Source organism: Bradyrhizobium sp. Pa8, from assembly GCF_052588265.1.
In genome coordinates this window covers 8,356,881-8,368,077 of the sequence record NZ_CP176767.1, presented here as the reverse complement: position 1 = coordinate 8,368,077, position 11,197 = coordinate 8,356,881, and the positions used below count along the sequence as shown (strand labels likewise).

Below are 11,197 nucleotides of genomic sequence, written 5' to 3'. Positions count from 1 at the left end.
TCGGCTTCCACAGCCGGTGCCCGTTCAAATTGACCTCGTCGGCACTCTCGCATAGATCGTTTGCCAACCCGTGCGAGGGACCATGCGGTTTTTGACGACATTCCAGATTGCTGATTTCGCCGACACGCTGGTCAGCCTGTTCACGGCCTTCGTGCTGGGCACGCTGATCGGCGCCGAGCGGCAGTACCGCCAGCGCACCGCCGGCCTGCGCACCAACGTGCTGGTCGCGGTCGGCGCTGCCGCCTTCGTCGATCTCGCGATGCACCTGACCGGCGCCGACGGCGCGGTGCGGGTGATCTCCTATGTCGTATCCGGCATCGGCTTCCTCGGCGCCGGCGTCATCATGAAGCAGGGCATGGACGTGCGCGGGCTCAACACCGCGGCGACGCTGTGGGCCTCCGCCGCCGTGGGCTCCTGTGCCGGCGCCGACATGGTCGCACAGGCGGCCGCGCTGACCGTGTTCGTCATCGCCGGCAACACCATGCTGCGCCCGCTGGTCAACGCCATCAACCGCATTCCGCTGAACGAGAAGACCTCGGAGGCGACCTACTATTTCAAGCTCGCCGTCGCGGCCGACGCCCTGCCCGACATGCGCGACCGGCTCGTCGACAAGCTGGAGGCCGCGAAATATCCGGTGGCCGATATCGACGTGGTTGAGACCGGGGATGACCTGATCGAGATTGTCGCAAAGCTGGTCGCGACCGCGGTCGATCCGAACGAGCTGAACGCGGTGGCGACCGATCTCCAGCACCTGCCGGGCGTGCGCCACGCGACGTGGGAGGTTAACACCTCAGACTGAGCGCGGCGTTTTGGCGTGCGAAGGCACGGTTCCCGCCTCGTCCGGCACGGAACCGCAGTCGGGCAAGTTCGTTGATCCCGCGGATAAAGGCGGTGATCGACATGCCCGGCCCAAATGACAAGCGCAGACTGAAGCTCGACCTGGTGATCGCCTGCTCGCTGTTCGCGGCAGGTGTCGTGGTCGCAGGCCTTTCCCTGGCGGAAATCCGCGCCGAGAACCGGATGCAGACGGCACAGGCGACACAACCGCTTCAGGGCACACCGTCCGACGATCAGGGCAAGACACCTGCGGAATCCAAGCCCGGCGGCGACCGGCCGACTACGCCGGCCCCCGAGCCCGCGCGCCCCGATGCGCAGACGCAGGGTGCGGCGACCAAGCCGGCATTGCCGGCGGCGCCCGCGGAGAAGATCGCGCCGCCGATCAAGGAGAAGTAGCCCGACGGCCGGCGTATGGTGACGCGCATTTGATCTCGCCTCGGCAGCCGGCCCGTTCCATAATCTGTCGCGCCAACGACAGATGGGGCCTCCCATGAAGATCGAAGACGTCCGCCGCACCGCTTATTCGATGCCGCTCACCAACCCGTCATTCCCGCCGGGGCCGTATCGCTTCTTCGACCGCGAATATTTCGTCATCACCTACAGGACCGATCCCGAAGCCCTCGCCGCCATCGTGCCCGAGCCGCTTGAGGTGGCGGAGCCGGTGGTGAAATACGAATTCATTCGCATGCCCGACTCGACCGGATTCGGCGACTACACCGAAACCGGGCAAGTGATCCCGGTCCGCCTCAAGGGCGAGGAGGGGGCCTACACCCACGCGATGTATCTGGACGACGAGGGACCGATCGCCGGCGGTCGCGAATTGTGGGGCTTTCCGAAGAAGCTGGCGCGGCCGAAGATCGAGGTCGAAAGCGACGTGCTGGTCGGCTCGCTGCATTACGGCTCGGTGCTCTGCGCCTCCGCGACGATGGGCTACAAGCACCGCAAGGTCGACCATGACGTCGTGCTGAAGTCGATGGCGTCGCCGAACTTCATCCTGAAGATCATCCCCCATGTCGACGGCAGCCCGCGGATCTGCGAGCTGGTGCGCTTCCATCTCGAGGACATCACGCTGAAGGAAGCATGGACCGGCCCTGCCGCACTCGGCCTGTTTCCCCATGCACTCTGCGACGTCGCCCGTCTGCCGGTGCGCGAGGTGGTCTCGGCGCTGCATTTCAAGGCGGATTTGACGCTGGGGCTCGGCAGCGTCGCGTTCGACTACATGGCGAAATAGGTCGGCAAAAAGAAATGCCCGGCACAAGGCCGGGCATCGCGATCAACCGGAAGCGCTGAGAGGTCAGCGCACCAGAACATTCCGGAACTGCCAGGGATCGCTCGTGTCGATGTCTTCCGGAAACAGTCCCGGACGATCCGTCAGCGGCGTCCAGTCGGTATAGAAACCCTTCACCGGGCCGAGATACGGCAGCTGGATTTCCAGCAGACGGTCGAAATCCATCTCGTCGGCTTCGACGATGCCTTCGTTCGGGTTTTCCAGCGCCCACACCATGCCGCCGAGCACGGCGGAGGTCACCTGCAGGCCGGTGGCGTTTTGATACGGCGCGAGCTTGCGGGTCTCTTCGATGGAGAGCTGCGAACCGTACCAATAGGCATTGTTGTCATGGCCGAACAGCAGCACGCCGAGCTCGTCGATGCCGTCGACGATCTCGTTCTCATCGAGGATGTGGTGCTTTTCCTGCATCTTCGCGGCACGGCCGAACATTTCATGCAGCGACAGCACGGCATCGTCGGCCGGATGGTAGGCATAGTGGCAGGTCGGCCGGTAGACCGCCGTGCCCGATGCGTCACGCACCGTGAAGTAATCGGAGATCGAGATCGACTCGTTGTGGGTGACGAGGAAGCCGTACTGCGCGCCGCGGGTCGGGCACCAGGTGCGCACGCGCGTGTTGGCGCCGGGCTGCATCAGATAGATGGCGGCGCCGCAGCCGGCTTCGTGGGTATGCGCATTCTCGGGCATCCAGTTTTCATGGGTGCCCCAACCGAGTTCGGACGGCTGCACACCTTCCGACAGGAAGCCTTCCACCGACCAGGTGTTGACGAAGACGTCGGGCTCTTTCGGCGTCTTGGAGCGCTGGGTGTCGCGTTCGGCGATGTGGATGCCCTTGATACCGGCCTGCCGCATCAAGTCGGCCCATTCGGCCTTGGTCTTCGGCTTGGGGGCATTGAGCTTCAGATCGGCGGCGACATTGAGCAGCGCCTGCTTGACGAAAAAGGAGACCATGCCGGGATTGGCGCCACAGCAGGAGACGGCCGTCGTCGAGCCCGCCGGGCGCGCCTTCTTGGCGGCCAGCGTCACTTCGCGAAGCGCGTAGTTGGAGCGCGCTTCCGGGCCCTTCGACGCGTCGAAATAGAAGCCGAGCCAGGGCTCGTTGACGGTGTCGATATAGAGAGCGCCGAGCTCGTTGCAGAGCTCCATGATGTCGGTGGAGCCGGTATCGACCGAGAGATTGACGCAAAAGCCTTGGCCGCCGCCTTCGGTGAGCAGCGGGGTCAGCAACTCCCGGTAATTGTCCCTGGTCACGGCCTTCTGGATGAAGCGGACGTTCTGCTTCTCGCAATGCGCCTTGCGGCCCTCGTCCTTGGGATCGATCACGGTGACGCGCGACTTGTCGTAATCGAGATGCCGCTCGATCATCGGCAGCGTGCCTTTGCCGATGGAGCCGAAGCCGACCATGACGATGGGACCAGTGATCTTCGCGTAGATCTGCGAGGGGTGGCTCATGGGATGGTTTCTCCGGAACGTGCTGGCAGACAAAGGGTGGGGGTGGATCAGGCGCTGCGGCGCTTGGCGGTGACTTCGATCTCGACCTTCATCTCGGGCTTGGCGAGGGCGCTGACGACAAGCAGTGTCGCAGCCGGCCTGATGTCACCGAGAACCTCGCCGCAGACGGCGAAGTGGGCGTCGATGTAGCTGGCGTCGGTGACGTAGTAGGTCGCACGGACGATATCGGCCATCTCGAATCCGCCCTCCTTCAGGGCGGCTTCGATGGTCTTGAAGCAGTTGCGTGACTGGCTCGTGACATCGGCCGGCATCGTCATCGTCGTGTAGTCATAGCCGGTGGTTCCGGCGACAAAGGCGAACTCGCCGTCGATCACGGCGCGGCTGTAGCCGACGGTCTTCTCGAGGGGAGAGCCGGTGGAGATCAGGCGACGGGACATGGTCGTAGGCCTCGACTGAAGGGGTGTTTGGCGGGTTAAAGGGCGTTTCTCAGGCCCGCGCAACCCTAAAGGAACGGGCACGCGCGGGCATCGCCGCGGAGCGCGGCTTAAGTCGTCGCCATCATGGCAATCCCTTAGGCCGCGTGCGCCTGGAGGGCGCGAACTACCCTCCGTTTGGGCAGGGCCGCGCCGGTCGGGACGATCATCCCGTCAACGCCATCCAGCGCACCGGCCTGGAATTCGATCGCCAGCAGGCGATCGCGCTCGAACGGGCCGGGCAGCATCAATGCGCCGGTCTTCTCGGGCGAGAAGCCGAAGCGGGCGTAATAGGGGGCATCGCCGAGCAGGATCACGGCGGCATGCCCGCGTGCCCGGGCGGCGGCCAGCGCTTGATGCATCAGCGCGGCGCCGATCCCGAGCTCGCGGAAGGCAGGCTCCACCGCCAGCGGTCCGAGGACCAGAGCGGGCCTGCCTCCGGCGCTGACGTGCCACAGCCGCACGGTTCCCACGAGTGTCCCCTCGCGCACAGCCGACAGGGCAAGGCCTGCGGCAGGTGCACGTCCGTCGCGCAGTCGCTGGCAGGTGCGGTCATGGCGGTTCTCGCCAAAGCAGGCATCCAGCAGCGCTTCACGGGCGGCGACGTCGGCAGCACGTTCCGCACGGATCGCGAACGGAGCGGCTTTCGAAGTGAGGGCGACTTGTGGCTTCCGAAAAGCAGTCATGGCGCGTCAGTCCCCGCTTGAACCCGCGTGCGAGAAGCACGCCGGCTCAAGACGTCGTCAGAATGGTAATGTCAGGAAGGGAGCCGGCGGACCGGCTCCCGGGTTCGTCAGGCCTCAGACCGAGAGGCGGATCAGATGTGGCAAATCAGATGTGGTACGTCTTCAGCGGCGGGATGCCGTTGAACGCCACCGCCGAGTAGGTCGACGTATAGGCCCCGGTGCCTTCGATCAGCAGCTTGTCGCCGATCTCGAGCGTGACGGGGAGCGGATACGGGGTCTTCTCGTACAGCACGTCGGCGCTGTCGCAGGTCGGGCCCGCGAGCACGCACGGCGTCATGTCCGCGCCGTCATGCGGGGTGCGGATGGCGTAGCGGATGGACTCGTCCATCGTCTCGGCGAGACCGCCGAACTTGCCGATGTCGAGATAGACCCAGCGCACCTCGTCCTCGTCGCTCTTCTTCGAGATGAGCACGACCTCGGATTCGATGATGCCGGCGTTGCCCACCATGCCGCGGCCCGGCTCGATGATGGTCTCCGGAATCTGGTTGCCGAAGTGCTTGCGCAGCGCGCGGAAGATCGAGCGGCCGTAGGTCACGACCGGCGGCACGTCCTTCAGGTACTTGGTTGGGAAGCCGCCGCCCATGTTGACCATGGTCAGGTTGATGCCGCGCTCGGCGCAGTCGCGGAATACCTGCGAGGCCATCGCCAGCGCACGGTCCCACGCCTTCACCTTGCGCTGCTGCGAGCCAACATGGAAGGAGATGCCGCACGGCTCCAGGCCCAGGCGCTTGGCGACGTCGAGCACCTCGACGGCCATCTCCGGGTCGCAGCCGAACTTGCGTGACAGCGGCCACTCGGCGCCGGCGCAGTCGTAGAGGATGCGGCAGAACACCTTCGCGCCGGGAGCGGCACGGGCGACCTTCTCGACCTCGGCGGCGCAATCCACGGCGAAAAGCCGGATGCCGAGCGCGAAGGCGCGCGCGATGTCGCGCTCCTTCTTGATCGTGTTGCCGAAGGAGATGCGGTCGGGCGTCGCACCCGCGGCCAGCGCCATCTCGATCTCGGCGACCGTCGCGGTGTCGAAGCAGGAGCCCATGGAAGCGAGCAGCGCCAGCACTTCCGGCGCCGGGTTCGCCTTGACGGCGTAGAACACGCGGCTGTCGGGCAGCGCCTTGGCGAAGGTCTGGTAATTGTCGCGCACGACCTCTAGGTCGACGACGAGGCACGGCTCGGTGTCGAGGCCATCCTTGCGGCGGTTGCGCAGGAATTCCTGGATACGATCGGTCATAGCACTCTCCCAAACGGCCCAGCGACGGGGATCCGTTCAAAAAATGACGTCGGATAAGAGCACTCCGGCCAGATCGCGCGATGGAGGCGCGACGAGCCAAAGACTCAAACCAGACTGTGCTGCCGTGGATTGGTTGGGATTGTTCCCGCCCGCACACCTGGCAATGAAGGACAAGCCTTTTCAGTAGCCCGAGCCGGCGTTGGACCGCCGGTAGAGACCAAAAAAGCCCGATCCGTCGTTGCTTTAAGTCGCGTCCCCCGTTGAGAGCGGGGTGCGCCGGTTCGCCTCCGGCTGCCAGTCACGGTTGCAAAAAGTGAAGTCACCTTCGACATGGCATCTCTTTGAGAGAGATGCTGGACGCTCCGGGTTTGCTTCCTCGTCCGACCTTTCGGTCTTTCGACTTCCGCACTTCCGAAGAGCCCCTCGGCTTCTTCACCCCTTGGCGGCTGTCCGGCCTCTTGTCCGGATACCTACCGACTGACACACGACCACAGGCACGTGCGAAATTGGGCAAGAGCGCACATAAGCGTTTTGACTCAGCTTCGCAAGAATTTTTTTAGGCTGAGGACAGAATTGCCTAACATCTGCTTGCGCAGTGTTGCGCGAGCGACGCGGAAGATGAACGCGCGTTAAGTTTTCTCAGTCGTGCGCGCGTCTTGCGCGCGCGAGGAAGCGTCAGCGGCGCTTCGTGAACGGCTCGACGCGCTGAGCCGCGCGGATGAACGCGGTCATCACGAGCACGCCGAGCGCGAACAGTACGGCCTGCAGGATGTGCGTGCCCTGATCGCCAAGTCCGAACAGGATCGCGAGCGCCCAGCCGCCGGCGAACGCGGCGCCGAACACCTCGGCGCCGATCAGGATGGCCGCGCTGACGACAGTGATGACGCTCGGCCAGACGATCTGACGGGAAGAGGAGGCAGGCGCGTTCATGAGCTCTGGGGTCCGTGGTTTCGAGGGCCGCAATCTCCCCGAAAAGGCGGCCGGGAGCAAGGGCAAATGGCCCAAAAAAGCCCCATCGCGTGCTATAGCTGACCCCAACAATCGAGCCACAAAAACCGGGACTTGCGATGTCAGACCCCCGCCAAACCACGGACCCCGAGACCAACCCGCTGCTGAAGGCCTGGGTGACGCCGTTTGCGACCCCGCCCTTCGACGAGCTCAAGCCCGAGCACTTTCTCCCGGCCTTCGAGCAGGCCTTCGCCGATCACTCCGCCGAGATCGCGGCGATCACCAACGATCCCGCGGCCGCCGACTTCGCCAACACCATCACGGCGCTGGAGCGCTCCGGCAAGCTCCTCACCAAGGTCGCGGCGGTCTTCTACGACCTCGTCTCGGCGCATTCCAACCCGGCCATCCTGGAGATCGACAAGGAGGTCTCCTTGCGGATGGCGCGGCACTGGAATCCGATCATGATGAACGCCGTGCTGTTTGGTCGCATCGCCCATCTGCACGAGAACCGCGCGGGTCTCGGTCTTTCGCCCGAGCAGCTCCGGCTGCTGGAGCGCACCTACACCCGCTTCCACCGTTCCGGCGCCGGCCTCTCCGAAGAGGCCAAGGCGCGGATGGCGGAGATCAACGAGAAGCTCGCCCAACTCGGCACCAGCTTCAGCCATCATCTGCTCGGCGACGAGCAGGAGTGGTTCATGGAGTTGGGGGAGGCCGACCGCCAGGGCCTGCCGGAGAGCTTCGTCGCCGCTGCCAAGGCTGCGGCGGAAGAGCGCGGCATGGAAGGCAAGGCCATCGTCACGCTCTCGCGCTCCTCGACCGAGCCGTTCCTGAAGAGCTCGGTCCGCCGTGACCTGCGCGAGAAGGTCTACAAGGCCTTCACGGCGCGTGGCGACAACGGCAATACCAACGACAACAACGGCACCATCGTCGAGATCCTGAAGCTGCGCGAGGAGAGCGCCAAGCTTCTGGGCTATCCGACCTTCGCCGCCTACCGGCTCGAGGATTCCATGGCCAAGACACCGGATGCGGTGCGCGGCCTGCTGGAGCGGGTCTGGAAGCCGGCGCGGGCGCGCGCGCTCGCCGACCGCGACGAGATGCAGGCGTTGATCACGGAAGAGGGCGGCAATTTCAAGCTCGCGCCCTGGGATTGGCGCTTCTATGCCGAAAAACTCCGCCTCCAGCGCGCCAATTTCGACGACGCCGCGATCAAGCCGTATCTCACGCTCGATCACATGATCGCCGCCGCCTTCGACTGCGCCACCCGCCTGTTCGGCATCACCTTCGAGGAGCGCAAGGACGTGCCGACCTGGCACCCGGATGTCCGGGTCTGGGAGGTGAAGGGGCCGGACGGCAAGCACAAGGCGCTGTTCTACGGCGACTACTACGCCCGGCCGTCGAAGCGCTCCGGCGCCTGGATGACCTCGCTGCGCGACCAGCAGAAGCTCGACGGCGAGATCGCGCCGCTCGTCATCAATGTCTGCAACTTCGCCAAGGGCGCGAACGGCGGGCCCTCGCTGCTCTCGCCCGACGATGCCCGTACCTTGTTCCACGAGTTCGGCCACGGCCTGCACGGCATGCTCTCCAATGTGACCTATCCGTCACTCTCGGGCACCGCGGTGTTCACCGACTTCGTCGAGCTGCCCTCCCAGCTCTACGAGCACTGGCAGGAGCGGCCGGAGGTGCTGCAGCAGTTCGCCCGCCACTACCAGACCGGCGAGCCGCTGCCGGACGATCTTCTCCAGCGCTTCCTTGCCGCGCGAAAGTTCAACCAGGGTTTTTCCACGGTCGAGTTCGTCTCCTCGGCGCTGGTCGATCTCGAATTCCACACCCAGCCGGCTTCAGCCGCGCAGGATGTCCGCGCCTTCGAGAAGAAGGAGCTGGAGAAGATCGGCATGCCCGAGGAGATCTCGCTCCGCCACCGGCCCACGCAGTTCGGCCACATCTTCTCCGGCGACCATTATGCCGCCGGTTATTACAGCTACATGTGGTCGGAGGTGATGGACGCCGACGCCTTCGGCGCGTTCGAGGAGGCCGGCAACATCTTTGATCCTGCGGTGGCAAAACGCCTGCACGACGACATCTACTCCTCGGGCGGATCGGTCGATCCCGAAACCGCTTATGAAGCCTTCCGCGGCCGTCCGCCGGAGCCCGACGCGCTGCTGCGCCGGCGCGGCCTGCTCGATGGCGCGAAGGCGGCCTGATGGGCATGCGTGCCCTGTTCGGCCTGTTGCTCGCCGCTGCGATGACGTTCGCAGCGGGCGCGGCGAGGGCGCATCCGCATGTCTGGATCACCGCGACCAGCGAGCTGCTCTACGCCGCCGACGGCAGCATTACCGGTGTCCGCCACGCCTGGACCTTCGATGACATGTTCTCGGCCTATGCGCTGCAGGGGCTCGAGAGCAAGACCAAGGGCGCATACACCCGTGAGGAGCTGGGGCCGCTGGCGCAGACCAATGTCGAGTCGCTGAAGGAATACGCCTACTTCACCTTCGCGCGAGCCGACGGCAAGAAGGAGCGTTTTAACGAGCCGGTCGACTACTTCCTCGACTACAAGGATACCGTGCTGACCCTGCACTTCACGCTGCCGCTGAAGAACCCGGTCAAGCCCAAGCAGCTGGTGCTCGAAGTGTTCGACCGCTCCTACTTCATCGACTTCCAGATGGCCAAGGACAATCCGGTCAAGCTGGTCGGCGCGCCCGCCGGTTGCCAGATGAAGCTTGATCGGCCCAGCGACGGCTCCGCCACCGCGCAGAAGCTCAACGAGCAGACCTTCCTGAACGGTGAGAACTCGAATTTCGGCATGATGTTCGCCAACAAGATCACGGTGGATTGCCCTTGATCGGTCGTCTTCGTTCCCCGCTTGTGCGCGGGCTTCTGGCCTGTGCGGCCGTGCTTCTTGTTGTGAGCGTGGCGGACGCCGCGCTTCACGATCTCCTCGCGCAAAATCCGTTCGGCGCGCCGCGCCCGGCGCAGGCGGCCGAGCCCGAGGCCAGCGGCATCATCGGCTGGCTGTTGGCGAAGCAGTCGGAGTTCTATCGCCAGATGTCGGCGACCATCCGCGCCGCCAAGTCCGACGGCTCGGCGGTGTGGACGCTGCTCTTCATCTCCTTTGCTTATGGCATCTTCCACGCCGCCGGCCCCGGTCACGGCAAGGCGGTGATCGCCTCCTATCTCGTCGCCAACCGCGAGACCGCGCGGCGCGGCATCGCGCTGTCGTTTGCCTCGGCGCTGATGCAGTCGCTGGTGGCGATCCTGATCGTCGGCATCTCGGCCTGGGTGCTGAATGCCACCGCCAAGACCATGTGCAAGGCGGAGGGCGCGATCGAGATCGCGAGCTACGGCCTGATCGCGCTGTTCGGCCTGCGGCTGGTCTGGGTCAAGGGTCGCACGTTCATCCGCGCGCTCCAGGCGGCCCAGCCGATGCCGGCGATCGCCGGCGTGCCGCATGACCATCATGATCACGGCCATCACCATCACCATGATGCCCATGATCATCACGACCACGATCACGGTCATGATCACCATCATCACGACCATGGTCACGCCCACGCCCATCACCACCACGGGCACGACCACGTCCATGACGAGCATTGCGGCCATTCCCACGGCCCCACGCCGAGCGAGCTCGCCGGTCCCGGCGGCTGGCGGCGCGGGTTTGCTGCGATCCTGACCGTCGGCATCCGTCCGTGCTCGGGTGCGATCCTGGTGCTGGTGTTCGCGCTCGCGCAGGGCCTGTTCTGGGCCGGCATCGCCGCGACCCTCCTGATGGGGCTCGGCACCGCCATTACGGTCGCGGCCATCGCCGTCGTCGCCGTCTCCGCCAAGGACATCGCCGCCCGTCTCAGCGCCGGGCGCGACGGTGGCGGCGCTCTCTTCATGCGCGGCATCGAATTCGGCGCCGCCGCTCTCGTGCTGCTGTTCGGCGCGGGCCTGTTGTTCGGCTACATCGCCGCCGAACGGACGACGTGTTTTTAAGCTTCCTTCACCCTCCCCTGGAGGGGGAGGGTCGCTACGCATGAAGCGAAGCGCAATGCGTAGCGGGGTGGGGTGACGGTCTCTCCACATCCGACACTGCCCCTGCGGAGAGATCACCCACCCCGCTCGCGCTTCGCCCGATCGACCCTCCCCCTCCAGGCGAGGGTAAGAAGCGCATCGGCTGCAGCCACGTAGTCCGGCGCCTTTGCGAACTCCCTCCCGTCGGCTATTCAGTCTGCCAACAAGAACGGTC

The 11,197-nt window shown here is 65.2% G+C and carries 11 protein-coding genes; 6 read left to right on the top strand and 5 right to left on the bottom strand.

What is annotated here, in order from left to right; genetic code table 11:
* Nucleotides 1-82 precede the first annotated feature (82 nt).
* The 3 genes from ACKWRH_RS39640 to ACKWRH_RS39630 all read left to right on the top strand — a co-directional run bounded on the left by ACKWRH_RS39640 (nt 83) and on the right by ACKWRH_RS39630 (nt 2,068).
* The gene (locus ACKWRH_RS39640) at nt 83-799 is read left to right on the top strand and encodes an MgtC/SapB family protein (protein ID WP_063985720.1); all 717 of its coding nucleotides are present in this window, start codon (nt 83-85) and stop codon (nt 797-799) included.
* 101 nt (nt 800-900) lie between these two features.
* Nucleotides 901-1,233, top strand: a complete 333-nt coding sequence (locus ACKWRH_RS39635) for a hypothetical protein (protein WP_445217968.1) — start codon at nt 901-903, stop codon at nt 1,231-1,233.
* A 94-nt stretch (nt 1,234-1,327) separates the two neighbouring features.
* On the top strand, nt 1,328-2,068 hold the full coding sequence (locus ACKWRH_RS39630) for an acetoacetate decarboxylase (RefSeq protein ID WP_445217967.1): 741 nt from the start codon (nt 1,328-1,330) through the stop codon (nt 2,066-2,068).
* A 63-nt stretch (nt 2,069-2,131) separates the two neighbouring features.
* Here ACKWRH_RS39630 and ACKWRH_RS39625 read toward each other — a convergent pair whose 3' ends face one another.
* The 5 genes from ACKWRH_RS39625 to ACKWRH_RS39605 form a co-directional block, all read right to left on the bottom strand.
* Complete coding sequence (locus tag ACKWRH_RS39625) at nt 2,132-3,574, bottom strand: homospermidine synthase (RefSeq protein WP_445217966.1); 1,443 nt, start codon at nt 3,572-3,574, stop codon at nt 2,132-2,134.
* A gap of 47 nt (nt 3,575-3,621) precedes the next feature.
* Entirely contained in the window at nt 3,622-4,011 is a 390-nt protein-coding gene (locus ACKWRH_RS39620) for a RidA family protein (RefSeq protein WP_085398473.1), read from the bottom strand.
* 134 nt (nt 4,012-4,145) lie between these two features.
* A complete protein-coding gene (locus tag ACKWRH_RS39615; protein ID WP_445217965.1) occupies nt 4,146-4,733 on the bottom strand; it encodes a GNAT family N-acetyltransferase in 588 nt (195 codons plus the stop codon).
* Between the two features lie 145 nt (nt 4,734-4,878).
* A complete protein-coding gene (locus tag ACKWRH_RS39610; RefSeq protein WP_445217964.1) occupies nt 4,879-6,021 on the bottom strand; it encodes a type III PLP-dependent enzyme in 1,143 nt (380 codons plus the stop codon).
* Nucleotides 6,022-6,696: 675 nt separating this feature from the next.
* Nucleotides 6,697-6,951 carry a hypothetical protein gene (locus ACKWRH_RS39605; protein ID WP_041954176.1) on the bottom strand — a complete coding sequence of 85 codons (255 nt, stop codon included), beginning with the start codon at nt 6,949-6,951 and terminating at the stop codon, nt 6,697-6,699.
* Nucleotides 6,952-7,088: 137 nt separating this feature from the next.
* Here ACKWRH_RS39605 and ACKWRH_RS39600 point away from each other — a divergent pair, with 137 nt between their 5' ends.
* From ACKWRH_RS39600 to ACKWRH_RS39590, 3 genes are read left to right on the top strand one after another with little or no spacing between them, the layout of a single operon-like run.
* Nucleotides 7,089-9,170, top strand: a complete 2,082-nt coding sequence (locus ACKWRH_RS39600; RefSeq protein WP_445217963.1) for a M3 family metallopeptidase — start codon at nt 7,089-7,091, stop codon at nt 9,168-9,170.
* A complete protein-coding gene (locus tag ACKWRH_RS39595) occupies nt 9,170-9,808 on the top strand; it encodes a DUF1007 family protein (protein WP_445217962.1) in 639 nt (212 codons plus the stop codon). The genes ACKWRH_RS39600 and ACKWRH_RS39595 overlap by 1 nt, the downstream gene beginning before the upstream one ends.
* On the top strand, nt 9,799-10,944 hold the full coding sequence (locus ACKWRH_RS39590; RefSeq protein WP_445217961.1) for a nickel/cobalt transporter: 1,146 nt from the start codon (nt 9,799-9,801) through the stop codon (nt 10,942-10,944). The genes ACKWRH_RS39595 and ACKWRH_RS39590 overlap by 10 nt, the downstream gene beginning before the upstream one ends.
* Nucleotides 10,945-11,197 lie beyond the last annotated feature (253 nt).